The sequence below is a fragment of the Spongiactinospora gelatinilytica genome (genome assembly GCF_003236385.1).
Taxonomy (GTDB): Bacteria; Actinomycetota; Actinomycetes; order Streptosporangiales; family Streptosporangiaceae; genus Spongiactinospora; species Spongiactinospora gelatinilytica.
This window is the reverse complement of sequence record NZ_POUA01000081.1, coordinates 1-22,932: the sequence shown is the minus strand read 5'-3', so window position 1 is coordinate 22,932 and position 22,932 is coordinate 1. Positions and strand designations below refer to the sequence as shown.

Sequence of the window (22,932 nt, the reverse complement as noted above, 5' to 3'; positions counted from 1 at the left end):
AAGCCCACCGGCCCGCCCGCCACCAAGCCCGTTCCCGTCTATCGAGTTCAGCTCGACGGCGACGACGTTCTCGTCTCGCTCTCGAAGGAGTCATAACCGTGTCCACCCTGCAGATCCGAGAACTCCGCGTCGCCGTCGAAGACAAGGAGATCCTGAAGGGCGTCAACCTCACCGTGTCGGCGGGGGAGACCCACGCCATCATGGGGCCCAACGGCTCGGGCAAGTCCACGCTGGCCTACGCCGTGGCCGGCCACCCCAAGTACACGATCACCGGTGGCGAGGTGCTGCTCGACGGCGAGGACGTGCTCGCCATGTCCGTCGACGAGCGGGCCAGGTCCGGGCTGTTCCTGGCCATGCAGTACCCGGTCGAGGTCCCCGGCGTGTCGGTCTCCAACTTCCTGCGCAGCGCCGTGACCGCGGTGCGCGGCGAGGCCCCCAAGCTCCGCGACTTCACCAAGGAGCTGCGGACCGGGATGGACAACCTGGCCATCGACCCCGCGTTCGCCCAGCGCAACCTGAACGAGGGGTTCTCCGGCGGCGAGAAGAAGCGCCACGAGATCCTCCAGCTCGAACTGATCAAGCCGAAGATCGCCGTTCTCGACGAGACCGACTCCGGCCTCGACGTCGACGCGCTGCGCGTGGTGTCGGAGGGCGTCAACCGCTTCCGCGAGCGCGGCACCACGGGCGTGCTGCTGATCACGCACTACACCCGGATCCTGCGCTACGTGAAGCCCGACTTCGTGCACGTCTTCGCGGGCGGCAAGATCGTCGAGGAGGGCGGCCCCGAGCTGGCCGACCGGCTTGAGGCCGAAGGGTACGAGCGCTACGCGAAGGCATCGGCGTGACCACTGTGACAGGCGTGGGCCTCGACGTGGAGAGGATCCGGAAGGACTTCCCGATCCTCTCCCGCGAGCTGCCCGGCGACCGCCCGCTCATCTACCTTGATTCCGGCAACTCCGCCCAGAAGCCGCTCCAGGTGATCGAGACCATGCGCGAGCACATGGCCGCGCACTACGGCAACGTGGGCCGGGCCATGCACGTGCTCGGCGCGGAGTCCACCGAGGCGTACGAGGCGGCCCGGGACAAGATCGCGGCGTTCGTCGGGGCGCCGTCCCGCGATGAGATCGTCTTCACCAAGAACGCCTCCGAGGCGCTCAACCTGGTCGCCTACGCGTTCGGCAACCCGGCGGGCGATGACCCGAGGTTCCGGATGGGCCCCGGCGACGAGATCGTCCTTTCCGAGATGGAGCACCACTCCAACATCGTGCCCTGGCAGTTGCTGGCCCGGCGTACCGGCGCCACGCTGCGCTGGTTCCCGGTCACCGACGAGGGCCGGCTGGACCTTTCCGGCATCGACGACCTGATCAACGAGCGCACGAAGATCGTCTCGATCGCCCACCAGTCCAACGTGCTGGGCACGGTCAACCCGGTGGCCACGGTGCTGGCCCGGGTGCGCCAGGCCGGGGCGCTGCTGCTGCTCGACGCCTCCCAGTCCGTCCCGCACCGCCCGGCCGACTTCGCCGCACTGGGCGCCGACTTCGTGGCCTTCACCGGTCACAAGATGGTCGGCCCCTCCGGCATCGGCGTGCTGTGGGGGCGCGGCGAGCTGCTGGCCGCGATGCCGCCGTTCCTGGGCGGCGGGGAGATGATCGAGGCGGTCTGGATGGACCACTCGACCTACGCCCCCGCGCCGCACAAGTTCGAGGCGGGCACGCCGCCGATCGTCGAGGCCATCGGGCTCGGCGCGGCGGCCGACTACCTGACCTCGGTCGGCATGGAGGCGGTCGCCGCCCACGAGCGCGAGCTGACCGCCTACGCGCTTCGGGCGCTGGGCGAGATCCCCTCACTGCGCGTCATCGGCCCCACCGACCTCGAAGCGCGGGGCGGCACGGTGTCCTTCACCCTCGCCGGGATCCACCCCCATGACGTAGGCCAGATCCTCGACGACGCCTTCGGCGTGGCCGTGCGCGTGGGCCACCACTGCGCCCGGCCGCTGCACCTGCGGTTCGGAATACCCGCGACCACCAGGGCGTCGTTCTACCTGTACAACACCACGAGTGAGATCGACGCCCTGGTGCGCGGCCTCCACCATGTCCAGAAGGTGTTCGCCTGACATGCCGGAGCGGCGGGTTCGGGCGGACGAGAAGGTGACCACATGATCGCCGAGTCGATGTACCAGGAGCTGATCCTGGAGCACTACAAGCACCCGCAGGGGCGCGGGCTTCGCGAGCCGTACGACGCCGAGGTCCACCACGTCAACCCCACCTGCGGCGACGAGATCACCATGCGGGTGCGGGTCGGCGACGGGGGCAAGATCGAGGACGTCTCCTACGACGGCCAGGGCTGTTCCATCAGCCAGGCCGCGGCTTCGATGCTGTACGAGCTGGCGAGCGGGTCGACCGCGGGCGAGACGCTCGCGGTGGTGGACGAGTTCACCCGCCTGATGCAGGGCAGGGGAAAGGTCGAGCCGGACGAGGACGTGCTGGGCGACGCGGTGGCCTTCGCCGGCGTGGCCAAGTTCCCCGCACGGGTGAAGTGCGCGCTGCTGGCCTGGATGGCCTACAAGGACGCATTGGTGAGGAGCACGACATGAGCAAGCCGGTCGAGACCCCGACGAGCGCCCCCGAGAGCGAGGCGAACGTCGAGGAGGTCATGGAGGCCCTGAAGGACGTGGTCGACCCCGAGCTGGGCATCAATGTGGTCGACCTCGGCCTGATCTACGGCCTCGACCTCGCCCCGGCCGACGGCGGCGGCGCGCCCGTGGCCACCATCGACATGACGCTGACCAGCGCCGCCTGCCCGCTCACCGACGTGATCGAGGACCAGGCGCACTCCGCGCTGGAGGGCATGGTGTCCGACGTGAAGATCAACTGGGTCTGGCTGCCGCCGTGGGGCCCGGACAAGATCACCGAAGAGGGGCGCGAGCAGTTGCGCATGCTCGGCTTCAACGTCTGAGCGACACCGCGAGAGGCCCGGAGACGTCCGCGTGACACCCGAAAATCGGGACGGATTCCGGGAAGAAAGGCCGACGCCGCGGTGTTGATCCCTTGTGCCGCCGCGAGGCGGCACCAGGCATCACGCGCGAGGCCGGCACTGCGAACGCCGGGCATGTGTGATCGCGAGTTGTCCGAGGCGGTTAGAATGGTGTCAACCGCCCTTGTGCGGAGCGGCATCGCCACCCCCGGCGAGCACCGCACGGCGCCCGTGTCATTCCAACGGGCGCCCGAGTGGGCGCGGCCCCTGTGCCGCGCGTCCAGGCCCGTCCTTTCGCAGAAGTGACGTGCCGCGTCCTTCTACCGAAAGGCACGAACCTTCGTGACCATGCTCGATTCCGTCCTGCCCGAGACCGCTGACGAGGCCACCGGCGCGGACGGCCAGGCCGCCACCGCCGGTCCGTCCGAGTTCGCTCTGCTCGGCCTGCCCAGGCCACTGGTCTCGGCTCTCGCCCGGCAGGGCATCATGGCCCCCTTCCCCATTCAGCGGGCCACCATCCCTGACATCCTGTCCGGCAGCGACGTGCTCGGCCGTGGACAGACCGGCTCGGGCAAGACGCTCGCCTTCGGCCTGCCCACCCTGACCCGGGTCGCCGGGGAGCGGGCCAGGCCCGGCCGCCCGCGCGCGATCATCCTGGTGCCCACCCGCGAGCTGGCCCTCCAGGTCCACGACGCCCTCGAACCGCTCGGCAGGGGGCTTTCGCTGCGGATGCGCACGGTCGTCGGCGGCATGTCCATGGGCCGGCAGATCGAGGCGCTGCGCCGCGGCGTCGAGATCGTCGTGGCCACGCCCGGCCGGCTCACCGACCTGATCGAGCAGGGCGAGTGCGCGCTCGACGACGTACGGGTGACCGTGCTCGACGAGGCCGACCACATGTGCGACCTCGGTTTCTTCCCCGTCGTCACCGCTCTGCTGGAGCAGACCCCGGCCGACGGGCAGCGGCTGCTGTTCTCCGCCACCCTCGACCGCGACGTGGACAAGCTGGTCCGGCGCTTCCTGACCGACCCGGTGACCCACGCCATCGCCTCGGAGACCTCCCCGGTGGACACCATGGAGCACCACGTGCTCCAGGTCACCAGGGACGACAAGTTCCCGATCACCGCCGAGATCGCCAACCGGGAGGGCAAGACCATCATGTTCGTCCGCACCCAGCACGGTGTGGACCGGCTGGTCAAGCAGCTCGCCCGGGTCGGCGTGCGGGCCGGCGGCCTGCACGGCGGCAAGCGCCAGAACCAGCGCACCCGCATCCTGTCGGAGTTCCGTGAGGGCGCGGTCAACGTGCTGGTCTGCACCGACGTGGCGGCCCGTGGCATCCACGTCGACGACGTGAGCCTGGTGCTGCACGTCGACCCGCCGCAGGACCCCAAGAGCTACCTGCACCGCGGCGGCCGTACCGCCCGCGCCGGGGAGCGCGGCACGGTGATGACCCTGGTGCTGCCCAACGAGCGGCGCTCGACCGAGACGATGACCCGCCAGGCGGGCATCCGCCCGTTCCGCCTCAAGGCCACCCCGGGACACCCGCGCGTGGCCGAGGTCGCCGGGGCGCAGCCGCCCAGCGGCGAGGAGGTCCCGGTGTGGGAGCCGGCGCCGCTGAACACCGCTCGCAGGCGCCGGGACGGCGATGACCGCTCCGCCGGCCGCCGGCCCCGCCGTTTCCGGGGCCGCGGCCGCCACGAGGGCGGCGACCGGCAGGACCGCCCGGCACGCCGGGACGCCAGCCCGACGTTCGGCGAGTCCCGCGACGGTGCGCGCGGCGGCGGCCGGCCGTACCGGGAGGGCGGGCGCGACAACCGTGAGGGCCATCGCGGCGCCCTCGCCGAGCCGCGCGAGGCCGGTCACCGCAACGACCGTCGCGGCCGGCGCCCGTTCCAGAACGGTGGCGCGGCCAACCGCCACGGCCACTGAGTCCGCGCCCCCCAGGCCGCGAGGCCGGCCTGGGCCGGGCGCGCCGCGCCGAGGCGTGGTGCCGGACCGCTCGCTTGGCGGTCACCGTTAGGCTGGACTCACACGTCACCGAACGCCGAGAGAGACCATGAAGACCTTCGATGAGCTGTTCGCCGAGCTGTCCGAGAAGGCGCGCACCCGCCCGGCGGGGTCGGGCACCGTCGCCGCGCTCGACGCCGGCGTCCATGCGATCGGCAAGAAGGTCGTGGAGGAGGCCGCCGAGAGCTGGATGGCGGCCGAGCACGAGTCCGACGAGCGTGCCGCGGAGGAGATCTCCCAGCTTCTCTATCACGTGCAGGTCCTCATGCTGGCCCGGGGCATCGGGCTGGAGCAGGTCTACAAGCATCTGTAGGGCGGCCCGTGCCCGGCGGCCCGCCCCGACCCGCTCCCGCTTCCGCTTCCGCTTCGACCCATGAGGACTTCCGTCATGCTCCGACTCGCCGTACCGAACAAGGGCGCGCTCGCCGAGTCCGCCCAGACCCTGCTCAAAGAGGCCGGCTACCGCATCCGCAAGGACACCAAGGAGCTCGTGGTCGTCGACCCCGACAACTCCTGTGAGCTGTTCTTCCTGCGTCCCCGCGACATCGCCGTCTACGTCGGCGAGGGCACCCTCGACGGCGGCATCACCGGCCGCGACATGCTCTTCGACTCCGGCGCCCCCGCCGAGGAGGTGCTGCCGCTCGGCTTCGGCGGCTCGACCTTCAGGTTCGCCGCCAAGCCGGGGGAGTACACCGCCGTGCACGACCTCGGCGGGCGGCGGGTGGCCACCTCCTACACCGGGCTGCTGGAAAAGCACCTGGCCGACGTGGGCGTCGAAGCCCGGGTGATCAAGCTGGACGGCGCGGTGGAGACCGCGATCCGGCTCGGTGTGGCCGACGCCATCGCCGACGTCGTGGAGACCGGCACCACCCTGCGCAACGTGGGGCTCGACGTGTTCGGCGAGCCCATCATGCGCTCCGAGGCCGTGCTGATCAAGCAGTCCGGCACACCCCGCTCGGCCGGCCTGGACCAGCTCGTCCGCCGCCTGGAGGGCGTGCTGGTCGCCCGCGACTTCGTGATGATCGACTACGACATCCGCGCCGAGCAGATCGACAAGGCCATCGCCATCACGCCGGGCATCGAGGGGCCGACCGTCTCGCCGCTGCACCGCGAGGGCTGGGTGGCGGTGCGCGCGATGGTCCGCCGCAAGGGCCACCAGCAGGTCATGGACCGCCTGTGGGAGATCGGCGCCCGCGCCATCTTCATCACCGACATCTACGCGTGCCGTTTGTGACGCCGATTTGGCGAAAGCCAGGACATCGCCCGAGATAACCCGCTGAGTCGCCTGGGGAGGAAGGGGAAGGCGAGAGAGGGGAGCAAGGGCGGCTCATGAAGACACACAGGATCACCCGGGTTGTCGGAAGCGCGTTCGGCGCGATGGCGGTGACCGCGGCGCTGGCCCTGCCCGCGCACGCGGGCACCGGGATGGCCGGGGCGGGGGCGTATGGCGCGCAGGAGCGCGGCGGCGGATGCACTGAGGCGCACCGCCGGATCATCCGCTCGGCCTTCGACGACTGGAGCAAGGGCACGGGTTCCATCACCGACGTGTTCCATCCCGCGATCGTCTGGCGGATCGAGGGCCGGACCGTGGTGTCCAAGACCTACCACGGCAAGCAGCGGCTGCTGGACGAGGTCATGCTGCCGTTCGGCGCGCGGTTCAACCTGTCCCGCGAGCCGTTCCGGCCGACGAACATCGAGGCGATCTACTGCGAGGGCGACACCACGGTCGTCCACTGGCACGGGACCGGCATCGCCAACAACGGCATGCGCTACACCAACAGCTACGTCTGGATCATGACCCTGCGCCGGGGCAAGGTAGTGTCCGGCATCGCCTTCCTGGAGAGCATCTCCTTCAACGAGCTGTGGCGGAACGTGCCGCCGAGCACCACCTGAGCGGGAAGGACACCGGTCCGGGCTAGCGGGGCTGGTTCATGAAGGCGGTCTCCCTGATGAGGTCGCTGACGCGCAGGATGCCCATGCAGCGGCCCACCTCATCGATGACCACCAGGTCGTCGTAGACCCGTTCGCCGCCGCGCCCGGCCACCTGCATCGCCGCGATCGCCGGCGTGGTCTTCGGGACGGTCCGCGGCGGGTCGGCCAGGCGTAGCGCGGCCTTGCCGCCGTGCAGCGCGTAGCCGTACCGGCCGGCGATGGCCAGCATGAAGCGGCTGCGGTCCAGACTGCCGCGCGGGCGCTGGTACTCGTCCACCAGGATCACGCTGGAGATCGACGGCTCGGAGCGGAACGCCTCGGCGGCCTCCTCGGCCCCGGCTTCGGCGGGCAGCGTGACGGCGGGCATCAGCAGCTCCTGCACGCGCGGCCCGAGCTGGGCGGCGGCGGGCTGTTCCTCCGGGACGGGCAGCGGCACGTGCACCCGCCCGCCGGGGCCGGGGGTGAGCAGCGGCCCCTGCGCCAGCCGTACGCCCCAGCCGCGCACCCGCGCGAGCTGCGGCTTGGACGTGATGCCGGGGGCGAGGACGTGCGCGCCCAGCCCGCGCGCGAGTGCGGCGACCGCCTCGCCCACGGCGGCCCTGCCGGGGTCGTCGGCGGCCTGCGCGACCAGCTCGGGTGAGAGCACCAGCAGGTACGGCCGCGCGTCGGCGGCCAGATCCAGCGGCAGGTACTCGGTGCCCACGCCCCCCAGCGCGACCAGATGGCCGATCGTGCGCAGCCCGTCCAGGCCGACCAGCAGGCCCTTGCGGTCGCCGGGGGCGATCTCTCCCTCCACTGTTATGATCACCTCGCGCGGGCGTCTGCCGGACATGCGCATCGCCTCGTGCAGCGGCGCCAGGCCGGCGAGACCGGCGATGACCATGTGCGCGGGCAGCCCGAGCACCAGCGGCAGCCGGGTCTGGTCCCGTGCCGCGTCGAGGGCGGCGCGCAGCGCCGTGGAGACGGCCTCGGCCGCCCCGTACGGCCTGCCGTCCCCGATGGGACGGCCGCCCATGGACCGTTCGTCGATGATCGCCTGTAGCGCGATCACACCCCCCGTGTCGAGATCGACGACCGGGGAAACGATCGCGCGCGCCGTCACCGCTCCGGCGGTGGGCAAAAGTGGTGTTCTACTCGACACGTTCAGATGATGCGGCCCAATGAGCAGCGCATAGAAGCAGGTGAGACGAAGTTCACCGATATTTCGCTGAGTGTTGTAAGATCTGGCGTCATTCTGACCTATACCCTCGACTATCGGTAAGAACACCATGTTCGGGTGTCGTGGCTCCGTGAGGCTCCCGCAGCGGCCGTGCGGCGCTGACGATAGCCTCGCCGCGTGGGCGGACGCGGGCGGGGACACGGCGCGGGAGACGCGGGGGGCGGCGCGGCCGGCCCCGGGCGCCGGCCGGCGAGCGGCGGCGGCCACTGGGTGTCGGTCGCCCCAGAGCGGGTCGAGGCGTGGGTGGCCGGGTTCGCGGCCAGGCACGGAGGCCATCTGGTGTCGGTGACCGGTGATGAGCGGATGGTGGTGCTGCGCGGCGCGGACGGCGGGCGGGCCGAGTTCCTGGTCCCCTTCCCGCCGATGCCTCCGGCCGCACCGGACGGGCTCATCGCCGCGCTCGCCGGGCACGCGCGGGCCGAGCGCTGTGTCGGCGTGGTGTTGGTACGGCGGGGCGGTCACGCGGCCGGGGTGTTCCACGGCGCCGAACTCCTCGCCTCCAAGGTCGGCTCCCGCCTGGTCCAGGGCCGCAGCGCGGCCGGCGGCTGGTCCCAGCAGCGGTTCGCGCGCCGCCGGGAGCAGCAGGCGGGGCAGGCCAGGGAGGCGGCGGCCGAGGTCGCCGCGCGGGTGCTCGCCCCCTACCAGAACCGCCTTGAGGCCGTCGTCTTCGGCGGCGACCGGCGCGCGGTGGACGCGCTGCGCGCCGACCGCAGGCTCGCGCCGGCCTTCGCGATCGAGGCCGGGCCGTTCCTGGCGGTGCCGGACCCGCGCCTGGCGGTGCTCCGCGACACCCCGCGAAGCTTCCGCGCCGTGCGCGTGCGGGTCGTCGAGGCGGGGGAGGCGGTGGGCGGCGAGGACGCCGCGCACCAGGTCTGACCACCCGTACACTGATCGTATGCGCACTCCCGACTGACGGCGGCGGCAGCCCGCGGTCCACCCATCCATCCCCGGCCTGGGAGTGTTCCCCTACCATGATCATCTCTTCTGACATCGAACTGCGCGCGGGCGCCCGCCTGTTGCTGGAGGGCGCGAGTTTCCGGGTCAACCCCGGCGACAAGATCGGGCTCGTCGGCCGCAACGGCGCCGGCAAGACCACCCTGACCAAGGTCCTCTCGGGCGAGGCGCTGCCCGCCGCCGGCACCGTCTCGTCCACCGGCAGTGTCGGCTACCTGCCCCAGGACCCGCGGACCGGCGACCTGGAGATGCTCGCCCGCGACCGCGTCCTTTCCGCGCGCGGGCTCGATGAGGTGCTGCGCGACCTGCGCGCGGCCGAGCTGGGGATGGCCGACGACGACCAGCGGGTCCGCGACCGGGCGGTGCGCGCCTACGGGCGGCTGGAAGACCGGCTGCACGTGCTCGGCGGCTACGCGGCCGAGGCCGAGGCGGCGTCCATCGCCTCCAGCCTGGGCCTGCACGACCGGGTGCTCGGGCAGCCGCTCGGGACACTGTCGGGCGGGCAGCGCAGGCGGGTCGAACTGGCACGGATCCTGTTCAGCGGGGCGGAGACTCTCCTTCTTGACGAGCCGACAAACCACCTCGACGCCGACTCGATCGGCTGGCTTCGTGATTTTTTGCGCTCTCATCAAGGTGGTTTGATCATTATCAGCCACGATGTCGGCCTGCTTGAAGCGACGGTAAACCGGGTGCTGCACCTGGACGCCAATCGTTGTGTGATCGATATCTACAACGTCGGCTGGAAGGCGTATCTGGCCCAGCGGGAGACCGACGAGCGGCGCCGGAAGCGTGAGCGCGCCAACGCGGAGAAGCAGGCGTCGGCGCTGCTGTCCCAGGCCGACCGGATGCGCGCCAAGGCCACCAAGGCCAAGGCCGCCCAGGACATGGAGCGCCGGGCCAGGCGGCTGCTGGCCGGGGTCGCCGAGGAACGCCAGGCCGACAAGGTCGCCAAGTTGCGCTTTCCCACCCCGCTGCCCTGCGGGCGCACGCCGCTCAGCGCGACCGGCCTGTCCAAGTCCTACGGCTCGCTGGAGGTCTTCACCGACGTCGACGCCGCGGTGGACCGGGGCACCCGGGTCGTCGTGCTCGGCCTCAACGGCGCGGGCAAGACGACGTTGCTACGGATGCTCGGCGGCCTGGAAAATCCCGACACCGGCGAGGTCAGGCCGGGGCACGGGCTGAAGCTCGGCTACTACGCGCAGGAGCACGAGACGCTCGACGCCGGTCGTTCGGTCCTGGAGAACATGCGCTCGGCCGGCCCGGACGTGCCCGACGTCGAGCTGCGCAAGACCCTGGGTTCCTTCCTCTTCTCCGGCGACGACGTGGACAAGCCCGCGGGGGTGCTGTCCGGTGGCGAGAAGACCCGGCTGGCCCTGGCCACGCTGGTGCTCTCGGGCGCCAACGTGCTCCTGCTGGACGAGCCCACCAACAACCTCGATCCGAACAGCAGAGATCAGGTGCTTTCGGCGCTTAGGTCCTATTCTGGGGCAATCGTGCTGGTTACGCATGATGAAGGCGCTGTTGAGGCACTACAACCGGATAGGGTGATCTTGTTGCCGGACGGAGTGGAAGACGCTTGGAGTGATGAATTTTCCGATCTTGTGGCACTTGCCTGATCTTAATTTGAGCGGGTACGGATCTTTTCCCGTGGAGTAGGTAGCCGATCGAGCAGAAATGACTGATCATGGCGTGAGTAACGCTGCGGAAGTCTGGCACTACAGGAGGTACTCGTGGCCGAGACTCTGAAGAAAGGCACCCGGGTCACCGGGGCCGACCGCGAAAAACTGGCCGCCGATCTCAAGAAGCGCTACGCCGCGGGTGAGAGCATCCGCGCGCTGGCCGCTTCCACCGGACGGTCCTACGGCTTCATCCACCGCATCCTCAGCGAGTCCGGTGTGACTCTCCGGGGGCGTGGGGGAGCCACCCGGGGCAAGTCGAAGCGCTAGCGACCGCCTCGGAAACCGCGACCGCAGCCGCTCGTAAACCGCCAGCCGGAGCCGTCGCGTCCCGGGCCCGGTAAGGGGCTTGGACGAATGGGTTCTACAGAACCTCGTTCTGGACGCGGGGATAGGCTCGGGCGTGACGGTCAGCCGACAGGCGGAGCGAGCCGAAGCGGACGCGGAAGTTGGGGGGAGCGCGGTGACGGTCGAGGCGGGTCTGCTCGCCGAGGCCAAGCTGCGGTTCGAGGTGGACGGCAAGATCGCGAATACAACCCTGGACCTGCCGGAAGGCGCGACGCGCAGACGTTCGCGGCCCGCAAGGCATCGGCCAGGACCGGCGCCGACCTGCCCGAGCAGGTCCGCGTCATCGTGATCCGTGGTGAGGGGCCGTCCTTCTCGGCGGGCATCGGCCCTCGGATGTCTCAGCTCTGAGGGGGTGCCCGGATCAGGAGCGCGCACAACAAGCGGAGGCGAGGCTCGGCGAAGGGGGGTCCGGGCTGAGGAACGCAGGGGTTCGGTGACCGTGCCGCCCCGGGTTCGTCTCGGTGGCGGTCGTACAAGGTCACGCGATCGGCGCGGACTCACGACCCGCCCCCGCCCGCGACCTGCGAAACATGACAGACGACCCAGGGCTCTGCGAAAACGAACCGCACTCGGTCTGGTGCCCGGCCTGACGGGCACCAGACCCACGGACGGCTCCGCCAGAGCCCGCAGGGCCCTGAGACGGCCCACCGCCCACCGTCGATCCCACACCCACCGAACCGGCACCGGACCCCGGCCGGATCGGTGATCGGATCACGGACCCGACCCGCTTCGGCCCGGGCGGCCGGTGCCGTACGGCGATCAGATCAGGACCCGCCTGTTCGCCCGTACGGCCGGCATCGGCCGGGCCGCCGGCGGCGTTCGGGGGGTCGGGCCCTGGGGACGAGGTCTTGTTCGCCCGGAGCTGATCAGGGGGTCGGCTCGGCGGCGGCGGGAATCACCGCGCGGTTTCGCGCGCTCTGCCCAAAGGACGGCCGTGCGGCGGGATTTGGAATGTCCCTTCCCGCCCGCGTTCGCCGGGAAGGGGCGGAGACGTATGACGATGATGGGTTCCGGTATGGGGCCGTCGATGATGCGCTCGCTGCGCCGCGACGAGTCGGTCACCAAGGAGCGGCTCAGCCCCGGCACGGTCAGGCGCATCTTCCGCTACGCCCGGCCGCACGCCGCGCAGATCGTGGGATTCCTCGTCCTGGTGGTCGTCGCCGCGGTCGTCGTGGTCGCCAACCCGCTGCTGATGAAGGCCGTCTTCGACGACGGCATCCGGCCCGGCCGGGTCGACATCGTGGTCTGGCTGGCCGTCGGCATCGCCGGGCTGGCACTGGTGGACGCCCTGCTCGGGCTGGCCCAGCGGTGGTTCTCCGCCAGGATCGGCGAGAGCCTGATCTACGACCTGCGCACCGAGGTGTTCGACCACGTGCAGCGGATGCCGGTGGCGTTCTTCATGCGCGCCCAGACCGGCGCGCTGGTCTCCCGCCTCAACACCGACGTCATCGGCGCGCAGCGGGCGCTGACGACGACGCTGTCCTCGGTCGTGTCCAACGTCATCAGCCTGGTGCTGGTGCTGGTCACGATGCTCATACTGTCCTGGCAGATCACCCTGGTGGCGCTGGTCCTGCTACCGGTGTTCATCCTGCCCGCCAAGTGGGTGGGCCGGCGGATGTCCCGGCTGACCCGCGAGCAGATGGAGCTGGACGCCCAGATGAGCTCGGTCATGACCGAGCGGTTCAACGTCGCGGGCGCGATGGTCGCCAAGCTGTACGGCAGGCCCGACGACGAGGCCCGCACCTTCGCCGAGCGCGCCGAGCGGGTCCGCGACGTGGGCGTCACCGTCGCGATGTACGGCACGGTGTTCCGGGTCGGCCTCGGCCTGGTGGCCGCGCTCGCCACCGCGCTGGTCTACGGCGCGGGCGGCGCCCTGGTCGTCGGCGGGGCCTTCGAGCTGGGCACCCTGATCGCGCTGTCGGCCCTGCTGATGCGCCTGTACGGCCCGCTGACCAGCCTCTCCAACGTGCACGTGGACGTGATGACCGCCCTGGTCAGCTTCGACCGCGTCTTCGAGGTGCTGGACCTGCGGCCGATGGTCGCCGAGCGGCCCGACGCCAAGCCGGTCCCCGAAGGGCCGGTGAGCGTGGAGTTCGAGGACGTCCGCTTCCGCTACCCCGCCGCCTCGGAGGTCTCCCTGGCCTCCCTGGAGTCGGTGGCGCGGCCCGACAACGGCCCCTCCCAGGAGGTCCTGGACGGCGTCTCCTTCACCGCCGCCCCCGGCGAGCTGATCGCGCTGGTCGGCCCCTCGGGCGCGGGCAAGACCACGATCACCTCGCTGGTGTCGCGCCTGTACGACGTGACCGGCGGGGCCGTACTGATCAACGGGCTCGACGTGCGCGCCGCCACCCTCGCCTCCCTGCGCGACACCATCGGCGTGGTCACCCAGGACGCCCACCTCTTCCACGACACGATCGCGGCCAACCTGCGCTACGCCCGGCCCGGCGCGACCGACGAGGAGATCTGGGCGGCGCTGCGGGCGGCCCAGATCGGCGACCTGGTCGAGTCGCTGCCCGAGGGGCTGGAGACGGTCGTGGGCGACCGCGGCTACCGCCTGTCCGGCGGGGAGAAGCAGCGCCTGGCCATCGCCCGGCTGCTGCTCAAGGCGCCGCGGGTGGTCGTGCTCGACGAGGCGACGGCCCACCTGGACTCGGAGTCGGAGGCGGCCGTGCAGCGGGCGCTGAAGACGGCGCTGGCCGGCCGTACGTCCCTGGTCATCGCCCACCGCCTGTCCACGATCCGGGAGGCCGACCAGATCCTCGTGGTGCAGGACGGGCGGATCGCCGAGCGCGGGCGGCACGAGCAACTGCTGGCCCGCGGGCGGATCTACGCAGAGCTGTACCGCACGCAGTTCCGGGAGAGCTCCGAGACCGTCGCGCCGCCCGACTAGCTAGAGGTAGCCCAGGCGGCCCAGTTCGTCGCGGGCCACCTTCTCCACCCATCCGGCGTCGGTGGCCGACAGGCGGGCGCGCCAGGTCCCCGGGCGGGCGGCGGGGCCGTACAGCGGCACCGCCGAGACCCGCGCCTGCAAGAAGTCCGAGACCGAGGACATCGCGGCGACCGGGGAGGCCGCCAGATTCTCATATCGCAGGGTGAGCAACTGCTCGGGCGGCAGCAGGCGGCGCAGCTCCGCACTGAGCCGCACCGCGCTGCGCCAGCGCAGCGCGCACTTGCCCGCGGCCGGCATGTCCTTCCAGCGGTCGCGGTGCTCCTCCTTGTTCACGCCGAGGAACGGGTTGGGGAACTCGGTCTCCTCGCTCAGCATCCCCGGCCGGAACCACGCCAGGCACGCCGGGTCGGCCATCATGTCCGCGGCGGTGTCCCGGCCGTCCCTGATGAGCTGCACGAACCGGGCGTCGGGGAAGGCCCGCAGCAGCGCCGGGGCGCTGTAGAGCAGGTCGGGGCTGGCGTCGCCGAACCTGGCCGGCGGCCCGGCGGGCAGGCACGGCCCGGAGCCGGTGATGCCGCCCGCCTCGCGGCAGGCCGCCGTGCACTCGCCGCAGGTGCCGGGCCCGACCTGCCAGGACTGCGCCAGCGCGTCGCGCAGCACGCGCGAGGCCCCATCGCCGCCGTTGCGGACGATGATGGACGGCTTGCGGGCGAAGGCGTAGACGACGTGCGCCACCGCGCTCTTGCCCATCGTTACGTGGAAGCCGGGGGAGCGTTTGAGGGCGCGGGCGAGCAGGTCGGTCCCGGAGTGCGGCGCGCCGAGCACGAACACCGGCCGGTGGACCTTGATGCCGTTGACCACGAGGATATGGAGCGGAGGTCGCATAGGTGTGGACAGTTTGACACCGTTCGGAGTGTGCCAGGGCCATGCGGCGCCGACGCCGCTCCGCACGCGCGCCTTCCGGCCGGCGGATCGCCCGGGACGCCCCGGGTTGGCGGCGGGCCACCCCGTTGTGAGAGGTTCACTGGGTATCACCCACCATATCCGGCCTGGCGGGAAGGACGACGATGGCAGACCGCGCCCGCGGCGACGGCGGAGCTTCTTCGCTCTCCGCACCGCCGCCCGGACCCGGGCCGCTTCCCCCAGTGCCGCTCGCACCGTGTCCGTTTCCCCCGCCGCCGCTGCGGCCCGGTGACACCGTGGCCATCGTGGCCCCCTCGGGCCCTCCCGACCCGGCGGAGGCGGAACGCGGCGCCGGCGTCCTGCGCGGGCTGGGGCTGACCGTCGTCTTCGGCGAGCACGTGACCGCCGCCCCTGCCGGCCACCACCGGTATCTGGCCGCCTCCGACGCGGCCCGGGCCGCCGACCTGCAGGCGGCGTGGTGCGACCCGTCGGTCGCGGGCGTGGTCTGTGCGCGCGGCGGGTACGGCGCGACCCGGCTGCCCGGCCTGCTGGACTGGGCGGCGATGGCCGCGGCAGGCCCCAAGACGCTGCTCGGGTCCAGCGACATCACCGCGCTGCACCAGGCGCTGGCCGTACGCCTCGGGGTGGCCGGGTGCTTCGGCCCGATGCTCACGCCGCGCACGCTCGGCGGCGAGCAGGGGCCCGATCCGGTCACCCTCGGCCACCTCGCCTCCGCGCTGTTCGGCACGCCCGCGCCGATCCACGGCACGCACGCGCTGGTGCCCGGCCAGGCCGTGGCGCCGCTGGCCGGGGGCAACCTGTGCCTGCTGGCCGCGCTGTGCGGCACCCCCGACGCCCCCCGCTTCGCCGGCCGCATCGTGCTGCTGGAGGACGTCAACGAGGCCCCCTACCGGATCGACCGGATGCTCACCCAGCTCATCGCCGCGGGGGCCTTCGACGGTGTCGCCGGCTTCGCGCTCGGTTCGTGGTTGCGCTGCGGCGACCCGCTGCCGGTCCTCGCCGAGCTGCTGACGCCGTTCGGTGTCCCTGTGCTCGCCGGGCTTCCGGTCGGGCACGGCAGGCCACAGCATTGTGTGTGGCTTGGGGGATTTGGTGTTATTGATACCCGATCGTGCTCGCTGACCAGTCTGTTCCGCTACTCGGACCAGGCAATGTAGGTCGAGGCCGGTCGCGAGCAGAAGGGATGAGGGCGTGAGGTTCTTCCGGCGACGCCGGGATCGGGATGCGCAGGCGAGGCCGGTCGAGGAGGTGGATCTCGATTCCCTGCTCGCGCTCGTGGCCGACTCCCACGGTTTCCGGTGCGAGTTCTCCGCCGACGGCGCGGCGATGACGCTGAGCGGGCCCAAGGACCTGGTGGTCCGGCTGACCGGCCTGCGGCGCGAGGCCGCCCGCCGTACCAGGGAGGACTGGCCGATGCTGGTCTCAGAACACCTCGCCCACACGGTCGCCGTCGCCGGCGAGCCGCTGGACGCCTGCGACCTCGACCAGGTCAGGCCGCTGCTGCGGACGCGGGTGAACCTCGCCGACGACCTGGAGGGCGAACGCGTGGTCGCCCGGCACCTCAGCACCGACCTGATCGAGGTGCTGACCCTCGGATACGCGGGCGCGGTGCGCCCCGTACGCCCCGAGGAGGCGGGGTGCTGGCCGATCCCCGCCGGGCAGGCCCTGGACCTGGCGCTGCGCAACGCCAGGGACGACGAACGCCTGTCGGTGGCCCGCGCCGACCTCGACGGCGTCGCCGTGTGGCGGCTCACCGGCCCCACCGCGAGCGCCGCGGCCCACCTGCGCCACCTGGAGGACTACCTGCCGGTCCCCGAGGACGGCGTCCTGGCGGCGCTGCCCCGGGCCGGCACGCTGCTGGTCCACCCGGTGGAGGGCATCGGCGTGGTGCGGGCCATCGAACGGCTGCGGCTGCACGCCCAGCGGGAGGCCGAACGGCACGCCGACGGCCTCAGCCCCCAGGTCTACTGGTGGCGCGCCGGGCGGCTCACGCTGATCAGGGCCGACCTGGTCGCCCAGGACGGCCAGACCCGCCTGGTGGTCGCGCCGCCGCCGGAGTTCGCCAGGTTGCTGGCCGCGATCGCCGCCCGCCCGCCCCGCTAGCGGCTAGTGGCCGTCGCCGGCCAGCGCCCGGGCGGTGTGGATCAGCGGCACGTGGCTGAACGCCTGCGGGAAGTTGCCCACCATGCGGCCCAGCCGCGGGTCGAACTCCTCGGCGAGCAGCCCCACGTCGTTGCGCAGCCCGAGCAGCCGCTCGAACAGCCGCTCGGCGTCCTCGCGCCTGCCGGTCATGGCCATCGCCTCCGCCAGCCAGAAGCTGCACGCCAGGAACGCGCCCTCGTCGCCGGGCAGCCCGTCCACCGCGTTGTCCTCGGCGGTCGGGTAGCGCAGCACGAAGCCGTCGGCGCTCAGCTCCCGCTCGATGGCCGCGATCGTGCCGTGCACCCGCGGATCGTCCGGCGGCAGGAAACCGACCATCGGGATCATCAGCAGCGCGGCGTCCAGCTCCCTGGACCCGTAGGACTGGGTGAAGGTGCCCCGGCCGGGGTCGAAGCCCTTCTCGCAGACCTCGGCGTGGACGCGGTCGCGCAGCGTCTTCCAGCGCTCCACCGGGCCGCTCCGGCCGAACTTCCCCACCTGTGAGATCGCGCGGTCGAAGGCCACCCAGCACATCACCTTGGAATGCACGAAGTGCCGGCGCGGGCCGCGGACCTCCCAAAGGCCCTCGTCCGGCTCGTCCCAGTGGGTCTCCAGGTAGTCCAGCAGCTCCCGCTGGATGGCCCAGGCCCGGTCGTCGGGGGCCAGCCCGGAGGTCCTGGACATGTGCAGGGCGTTGAGCACCTCGCCGTAGACGTCGAGCTGGAGCTGCTCCACCGCGGCGTTGCCGATCCTGACCGGCCGGGACTCCTCGTACCCCGGCAGCCAGCCGACCTCCATCTCGGGCAGTCGGCGCTCGCCCGCCACGCCGTACATGATCTGGAGGTCCTGGGCGCGGCCGGCGATCGCGCGCAGCAGCCACGCCCGCCAGTCGCGGGCCTCGTTGAGGTAGCCCGCGCCGATCAGGGCCTCCAGGGTCATCGTCGCGTCGCGCAGCCAGCAGAAGCGGTAGTCCCAGTTGCGGACCCCGCCGATGTTCTCCGGTAGCGAGGTGGTGGGGGCGGCCACGATGCCGCCGGTGGGGGAGTAGGTCAGGGCCTTGAGCGTGATCAGCGACCGGACCACCGCCTCGCGCCACGGCCCCTGGTAGGTGCAGCGCGAGACCCACTCCGCCCACATCTGCTCGGTCTCGGCGAGTTGTACTTCGGCGTCCAGTTCGACCGGCATCGGCTCGTGCGAGGGGTGCCAGGTGAAGACGAAGGCCACCCGCTGCCCGGCCTTCACCTCGAACGTGGCCTTGTGCGCGTAGTCGCTCCCGGTGAGCGGCACGGAGGAGTGCAGCCACACCGAGTCGGGGCCGCCGATGGCCTGCAGGTGCCCCTCGGTCCTGCGCACCCACGGCACGATGCGGCCGTAGTCGAACCTGATCCGCAGCTCGGTGGCCATCCGCACCGTGCCGGAGACGCCCTCGACGATGCGCACCACGTCGGGGTTGGCGTGCCGGGGCGGCATGAAGTCGATGACGCGTACCGTGCCGCCCTCGGTCTCCCACTCGCTCTCCAGCACCAGCGTCTCGCCGCGGTACCTGCGCCGGGTCGCCATCGGCCGGCCCTCGGGGCCGAGCCACCAGTGGCCGTTGCGCTCGCCACCGAGCAGCGCCGCGAAGCACGCGGGGGAGTCGAACCGGGGCAGGCAGAGCCAGTCGATCGAACCGTCCCGGCCGACGAGCGCCGCCGATTGCATGTCACCGATCAGGGCGTAGTCCTCGATGCGCATGGCTCGACGCTAGCGCCACCGGCCTCCTCCCGCGCTCCGGTCGCGGCCGCCGGGGCGAGGCGCCGGGCGAACAGCCGCATGAAGAACTGGGTGAGCGGGCCTATCGTGATCGCGAAGACCACCGTGCCGATCCCCACGACGCCGCCCAGCAGCCAGCCCACCGCCAGGACGGTGATCTCGATCAGCGTGCGCGCCAGGCGGATGGACAGCCCCAGGCGGTTCAGGCCGGTCATCAGGCCGTCGCGCGGGCCGGGGCCGAGCCCGGCGCCGATGTAGAGCGCGGTGGCCGCGGCCACCATGACGATCGCGGCCACCAGGAACGCCCAGCGGACCGCCAGGTGCCCCGGGGTGGGCAGCAGCCACATGGCCCCGTCGGCGAACAGGCCGACGAGCACCACGTTGCTGATCGTGCCGATGCCGGGCCGCTGGCGCAGCGGGATCCAGAAGACCATGACGGCCGCGCCGACCAGGATGATCCAGGTGCCGAGCGACCAGCCGGTGCGTACGGCGAGCCCCTGGTGGAAGGCGTCCCAGGGGTCGTTGCCGAGCCCGGACTCGACCTGCAGGGCGATCCCCGTGCCATAGAGCAGGAGACCGGCGTAAAGCCGCAGGAGCCGGGACGGGAGGGAGCCGGACGTGGTGGCGGAGATTTCGCTCATGGTAGGTCCATCCTGTGCGGTCACCCGAAACCAGATAAAGGGCCAATTACGAAAAGTGGCCTTATCCTGCTCAAGGGGGGTTGCACATGAGGAGACATCTGAGCGGCCGGGCGCTGGCCAGGCTGATCGGCCTGGACCGGCCGGAAGGGCCCTACTACCGCGCGCTCGCCGGAGCGGTGCGGACGGCGATCCGCGACGGGCGGCTTGCCGTACGCGTGCGGATGCCCGCCGAACGCGACCTGGCCACGGCGCTCGGCGTGAGCCGTACCACGATCAGCGCCGCCTACGACAAGCTGCGCGAAATGGGCTACATCGCCAGCAGGCAGGGCGCGGGGAGCTGGACCGCGCTGCCCGACCCCGCCACCCTCGGCCCCGATGATCCCTGGCTGGCCGCGGGCGATGACGGACTGCTCGCCCTGCACTGCGCCGCGCCGCCCGCGACCGGCCTGCTGTCGGACGCCATGACGCTGGCCGCGCAGGACCTGCCCTGCCACACCCTCGGCGTCGGCTACGACCCGCTGGGCCTGGCGGCCCTGCGCGAGGCCGTCGCCGCCCGCTACACCTCGCGCGGCCTCGCCACCCGGCCCGACCAGATCCTCCTCACCGCGGGCGCGCAGAGCGGCATCCACCTGGCCATGAGCCTGCTCGTGCGGCCGGGCGACCCCGTGGTGATCGAGTCGCCGACCTACCCGCACGCCCTCGACGCCGCCAGGTACCACGCCGCGCGGCTCGTCCCGGTGGGAGTGGCCGAGGACGGCTGGCATCCCGACGCCGTGAGTGAGGCGATGCGCCAGTCCGGGGCGCGGGTGGCCTACCTGATCCCCGACTTCCACAACCCGACCGGCAGGCTGATGGACGATGCCACCCGCGCGGCCGTGACCGGGGCCGCCCGCCGCGCGGACACCACACTGCTGATCGACGAGTCCTGGGCCGAACTCGGGCTCGACGACACATCGGCCGCCGCGCCGATGGCGGCCTTCGACACCGACAACCGGGTCATCACCATCGGATCGGCCTCCAAGCTGTGGTGGGGCGGCTTGCGCGTCGGGTGGGTGCGCACCACCGCCGAGCGGGTGCGCCGGATGGCCCGGCTGCGCGCCGCGATCGACATCGCCGGAGCGCCGTTCCAGCAACTCGTCGTGGCACGGTTGTTCGAGCGCATCGAGGAGGCCCGCGCCGAGCGCAGGCGCGGGCTGCTGGCCTCCCGCGAGACGCTGGTCGCCGCTCTGCGGGCCCGGATGCCCGGCTGGCACTTCCGGGTGCCGGAGGGCGGCGGAGCGCTCTGGGTGCGTCTTGAGGGCCCGGTGGCCACATCGCTGGCGGCGGCCGCCGCCGACCACGGCGTACGGCTGGCGCCGGGGCCGTGGTTCGGCGTCGAGGGCACGCTGGAGTCCTACCTGCGCCTGCCGTACACCCAGCCGCCCCAGGTGGTCGGCGAGGCCGTGACGCGCATCGCGGCGGCGCGGGCCGGCGAGCCGGGCCGGACGTGGGACCGGGCCGCCGACTCGCTCACTCCCGCGCTGTGAGCGCGGCGCCGTCCCACATCAGCCCACGCAGGCCGCGGGTGAACATGAACAGCGCCGCCCCAGCGCACAGCGCGACGGCCGCGAGGGTGAGGAAGTACGCCTGCTGTGACATGTGGGCGAGCAGCCGGCCGGTCTGCCCGCCGACCGCGTCCCCCACGGCGGTGGACAGGAACCACACACCCAGCATCTGGCTCTGGAAGGCGCGCGGAGCAAGGTGGGAGGTCACCGACAGCCCCACGGGGCTCAGCGCCAGCTCCCCGAACACCTGGACCAGATAGACCGCCACCAGCCACCACACCGTCACCCTGGCCGTCTGGGCCAGGCCCGCGGCCACCGCCATCAGCGCGAAGCTCAGCCCGATCATCAGCAGCGCGAACCCGAACTTCTGCGAGGCGGTGACCCGGTCGCCCAGCCGTACCCACACCACCGCGAACACCGGCGAGAAGACCAGGACGAACAACGGGTTGAACGCCTGCGTCGTGGCCGCCTCCATCCCCACTCCGAAGATCGAGAGCGTCGTGTGGTGCTGGGCGAACAGGTTGAGCACGCTCGGCGACAGGTCGTAGATCATCCAGAAGATCGCGGCGGCGGCGAACAGCCAGACGTAGGCGCGCATCCGGGCCCGCTCCCCGGCGGTGAGCCCATGGTCGCCGAGCAGGATGTAGGCGAAGTAGGCCACCGGGACGGCGATCACCCCGGTGGTCAGCACCACCGTGAGGCGGTCCAGCGTGAACGTGCCCGAGAGCGCCCACAGCACCGCCCCACCCGCCGTCAGGGCCGCCGCGCCGCCTGCCAGCCGGCCGAACGAGGCCCGCTCGGCGGGGGTCAGCCGGTGTTCCGTGCGCGCGCCCGCCTCGCCCAGATGCCGGTGCCCGCGCACATACCAGACCAGGCCCAGCGCCATGCCCACCGCCGCCGCGCCGAACCCGAGGTGCCAGCGGTGCCCGTCGGCGAGCCAGTCGCCGACCACGAAGGGCGCGGCGAACGCGCCCAGGTTGATGCCGAAGTAGAAGATCGAGAACCCGGCGTCCCTGCGGGCGCCCTCGTCGCGCGGGTAGAGCTCGCCCACCATGCAGGAGATGTTCGGTTTGAGCAGCCCGGTACCCGTCACGATCAGCGCCAGCCCGGACCACACCAGCGCCGGGCCCTCCACCGGCACGGCCATGCTGATGTGCCCGGACATACCCGCGCGCGGGGCATCGCGGCGGACTCCTTGCCCGGGCTCGCCGCGCACCCTGAGGTGCTGGCGGAGGTGGCGGCGGCGGTCGTCGCCGCGAACGCCCGGCTGGCACAGGTCCAGCGGGTCAAGCGCTGGCGGCTGGTCCCGGCCGAGTGGACCGTGGAGACCGGGGAGCTGACGCCGAGCCTGAAGCTGAAGCGGCGGGTGATCCACGCGAAGTACGCGGATGTGATCGACTCCATGTATTCGGGGCATTCGGGGCATTCGGGGTACCCGGCCTTGCCGTAGCGCGTCCGGTGCGGGGGCGATCGGGGGTTTTGCCGTGCCGGGTGTGTGTCGGGGGCTCTGGCATTACCTGGCGGTTCATACCGTCTTGATCATGACTCAGAGACTTCTTCTCACCTCATTCGCGGCGGGCGCGCTCGTCGCGCCCATGCTCGTGCAGGCGACACCCGCCGCGGCTGAGGAGCTGGAGATCGGCTCGATCACGGTACGGCCCGCGCATCCGGTCGTCGGGGCGAAAGGGTCCGTGCGCATGGTGATCGACGTGGTGGCGCGTGGCGCGGTCGGACGTGACGGCGTCGCCATCAAGGTCGAACCGGGACGCCCGGAGCCACCGGCTCCGCCTCCCGAGCGGCCCGGAGCCCCTGGCGACTCCACCGACCCCGGCTCAACGGCCCCTGATCCCGCCGATCCGGACTCAACGGCTCCTGACCCCGCCGATCCGGGCACGGCCCCGGACCCGCGCCCTGACCCGCGCCCCGACCCCAGATC

At 72.0% G+C, this 22,932-nt stretch carries 22 protein-coding genes and 2 pseudogenes; 19 read left to right on the top strand and 5 right to left on the bottom strand.

Going from position 1 to position 22,932, the window contains the following annotated elements:
• The 9 genes and pseudogenes from C1I98_RS43830 to C1I98_RS12835 form a co-directional block, all read left to right on the top strand.
• Nucleotides 1–96, top strand: a pseudogene (locus C1I98_RS43830) (Rieske (2Fe-2S) protein); the annotation flags it as partial.
• A 2-nt stretch (nucleotides 97–98) separates the two neighbouring features.
• Nucleotides 99–845: a Fe-S cluster assembly ATPase SufC gene (sufC, locus tag C1I98_RS12870; protein WP_111167396.1), complete on the top strand. Its 747-nt coding sequence runs from the start codon at nucleotides 99–101 to the stop codon at nucleotides 843–845.
• Nucleotides 842–2,113, top strand: a complete 1,272-nt coding sequence (locus C1I98_RS12865) for a cysteine desulfurase (protein WP_233507835.1) — start codon at nucleotides 842–844, stop codon at nucleotides 2,111–2,113. Before sufC ends, C1I98_RS12865 begins: the two co-directional genes overlap by 4 nt.
• A gap of 42 nt (nucleotides 2,114–2,155) precedes the next feature.
• The gene (gene sufU / locus C1I98_RS12860; RefSeq protein ID WP_111167394.1) at nucleotides 2,156–2,593 is read left to right on the top strand and encodes a Fe-S cluster assembly sulfur transfer protein SufU; all 438 of its coding nucleotides are present in this window, start codon (nucleotides 2,156–2,158) and stop codon (nucleotides 2,591–2,593) included.
• Nucleotides 2,590–2,955 (top strand): metal-sulfur cluster assembly factor, encoded by a 366-nt coding sequence (locus C1I98_RS12855; protein ID WP_111167393.1) that lies wholly within the window; start codon nucleotides 2,590–2,592, stop codon nucleotides 2,953–2,955. The genes sufU and C1I98_RS12855 overlap by 4 nt, the downstream gene beginning before the upstream one ends.
• A 366-nt stretch (nucleotides 2,956–3,321) precedes the next feature.
• Nucleotides 3,322–4,899, top strand: a complete 1,578-nt coding sequence (locus C1I98_RS12850) for a DEAD/DEAH box helicase (RefSeq protein WP_233507834.1) — start codon at nucleotides 3,322–3,324, stop codon at nucleotides 4,897–4,899.
• Between the two features lie 127 nt (nucleotides 4,900–5,026).
• Nucleotides 5,027–5,290 carry a phosphoribosyl-ATP diphosphatase gene (locus tag C1I98_RS12845; RefSeq protein ID WP_111167392.1) on the top strand — a complete coding sequence of 88 codons (264 nt, stop codon included), beginning with the start codon at nucleotides 5,027–5,029 and terminating at the stop codon, nucleotides 5,288–5,290.
• A gap of 75 nt (nucleotides 5,291–5,365) precedes the next feature.
• Nucleotides 5,366–6,211, top strand: a complete 846-nt coding sequence (hisG, locus tag C1I98_RS12840) for an ATP phosphoribosyltransferase (RefSeq protein WP_111167391.1) — start codon at nucleotides 5,366–5,368, stop codon at nucleotides 6,209–6,211.
• Between the two features lie 95 nt (nucleotides 6,212–6,306).
• Complete coding sequence (locus C1I98_RS12835; protein ID WP_111167390.1) at nucleotides 6,307–6,870, top strand: nuclear transport factor 2 family protein; 564 nt, start codon at nucleotides 6,307–6,309, stop codon at nucleotides 6,868–6,870.
• A gap of 22 nt (nucleotides 6,871–6,892) precedes the next feature.
• Here C1I98_RS12835 and C1I98_RS12830 read toward each other — a convergent pair whose 3' ends face one another.
• Nucleotides 6,893–8,011, bottom strand: coding sequence for an EAL domain-containing protein (locus tag C1I98_RS12830; RefSeq protein WP_233507833.1), 1,119 nt, complete (start codon nucleotides 8,009–8,011; stop codon nucleotides 6,893–6,895).
• A 234-nt stretch (nucleotides 8,012–8,245) separates the two neighbouring features.
• Between C1I98_RS12830 and C1I98_RS12825 the strand changes: the two genes are divergently transcribed.
• From C1I98_RS12825 to C1I98_RS12810, 5 genes are all read left to right on the top strand, one after another.
• Complete coding sequence (locus C1I98_RS12825; RefSeq protein ID WP_233507832.1) at nucleotides 8,246–9,004, top strand: acVLRF1 family peptidyl-tRNA hydrolase; 759 nt, start codon at nucleotides 8,246–8,248, stop codon at nucleotides 9,002–9,004.
• A 95-nt stretch (nucleotides 9,005–9,099) separates the two neighbouring features.
• A complete protein-coding gene (locus tag C1I98_RS12820; protein WP_111167389.1) occupies nucleotides 9,100–10,698 on the top strand; it encodes an ABC-F family ATP-binding cassette domain-containing protein in 1,599 nt (532 codons plus the stop codon).
• Nucleotides 10,699–10,812: 114 nt separating this feature from the next.
• Nucleotides 10,813–11,028 carry a helix-turn-helix domain-containing protein gene (locus C1I98_RS12815; protein WP_093173121.1) on the top strand — a complete coding sequence of 72 codons (216 nt, stop codon included), beginning with the start codon at nucleotides 10,813–10,815 and terminating at the stop codon, nucleotides 11,026–11,028.
• 193 nt (nucleotides 11,029–11,221) lie between these two features.
• Nucleotides 11,222–11,395, top strand: a complete 174-nt coding sequence (locus tag C1I98_RS41340; RefSeq protein ID WP_158558008.1) for a hypothetical protein — start codon at nucleotides 11,222–11,224, stop codon at nucleotides 11,393–11,395.
• 705 nt (nucleotides 11,396–12,100) lie between these two features.
• On the top strand, nucleotides 12,101–13,996 hold the full coding sequence (locus C1I98_RS12810) for an ABC transporter ATP-binding protein (RefSeq protein WP_111167388.1): 1,896 nt from the start codon (nucleotides 12,101–12,103) through the stop codon (nucleotides 13,994–13,996).
• Here C1I98_RS12810 and C1I98_RS12805 read toward each other — a convergent pair whose 3' ends face one another.
• A complete protein-coding gene (locus C1I98_RS12805; protein ID WP_111167387.1) occupies nucleotides 13,997–14,881 on the bottom strand; it encodes a sulfotransferase family protein in 885 nt (294 codons plus the stop codon). It abuts the gene before it with no gap.
• Between the two features lie 323 nt (nucleotides 14,882–15,204).
• Between C1I98_RS12805 and C1I98_RS12800 the strand changes: the two genes are divergently transcribed.
• Both C1I98_RS12800 and C1I98_RS12795 read left to right on the top strand, forming a co-directional pair.
• Entirely contained in the window at nucleotides 15,205–16,077 is an 873-nt protein-coding gene (locus tag C1I98_RS12800) for a S66 peptidase family protein (RefSeq protein ID WP_233507831.1), read from the top strand.
• A gap of 91 nt (nucleotides 16,078–16,168) precedes the next feature.
• On the top strand, nucleotides 16,169–17,023 hold the full coding sequence (locus C1I98_RS12795) for a hypothetical protein (protein ID WP_233507830.1): 855 nt from the start codon (nucleotides 16,169–16,171) through the stop codon (nucleotides 17,021–17,023).
• A 3-nt stretch (nucleotides 17,024–17,026) separates the two neighbouring features.
• On the opposite strand, the gene C1I98_RS12790 is transcribed toward C1I98_RS12795, so the two are convergent.
• The gene (locus C1I98_RS12790) at nucleotides 17,027–18,793 is read right to left on the bottom strand and encodes a glycoside hydrolase family 15 protein (protein WP_111167384.1); all 1,767 of its coding nucleotides are present in this window, start codon (nucleotides 18,791–18,793) and stop codon (nucleotides 17,027–17,029) included.
• On the bottom strand, nucleotides 18,769–19,452 hold the full coding sequence (yczE, locus tag C1I98_RS12785) for a membrane protein YczE (protein ID WP_233507829.1): 684 nt from the start codon (nucleotides 19,450–19,452) through the stop codon (nucleotides 18,769–18,771). The genes C1I98_RS12790 and yczE overlap by 25 nt, the downstream gene beginning before the upstream one ends.
• Before the next feature lie 86 nt (nucleotides 19,453–19,538).
• Between yczE and yczR the strand changes: the two genes are divergently transcribed.
• Nucleotides 19,539–20,978, top strand: coding sequence for a MocR-like transcription factor YczR (gene yczR / locus C1I98_RS12780; protein WP_111167383.1), 1,440 nt, complete (start codon nucleotides 19,539–19,541; stop codon nucleotides 20,976–20,978).
• On the opposite strand, the gene C1I98_RS12775 is transcribed toward yczR, so the two are convergent.
• Nucleotides 20,962–22,161 carry a peptide MFS transporter gene (locus C1I98_RS12775; protein WP_233507828.1) on the bottom strand — a complete coding sequence of 400 codons (1,200 nt, stop codon included), beginning with the start codon at nucleotides 22,159–22,161 and terminating at the stop codon, nucleotides 20,962–20,964. The two genes, yczR and C1I98_RS12775, sit on opposite strands and share 17 nt — an antisense overlap.
• Between C1I98_RS12775 and C1I98_RS43825 the strand changes: the two genes are divergently transcribed.
• Nucleotides 22,150–22,446: a hypothetical protein gene (locus tag C1I98_RS43825; RefSeq protein ID WP_438672080.1), complete on the top strand. Its 297-nt coding sequence runs from the start codon at nucleotides 22,150–22,152 to the stop codon at nucleotides 22,444–22,446. The two genes, C1I98_RS12775 and C1I98_RS43825, sit on opposite strands and share 12 nt — an antisense overlap.
• A 91-nt stretch (nucleotides 22,447–22,537) precedes the next feature.
• Nucleotides 22,538–22,932 (top strand): annotated as a pseudogene (locus tag C1I98_RS12770) (hypothetical protein); the annotation flags it as partial.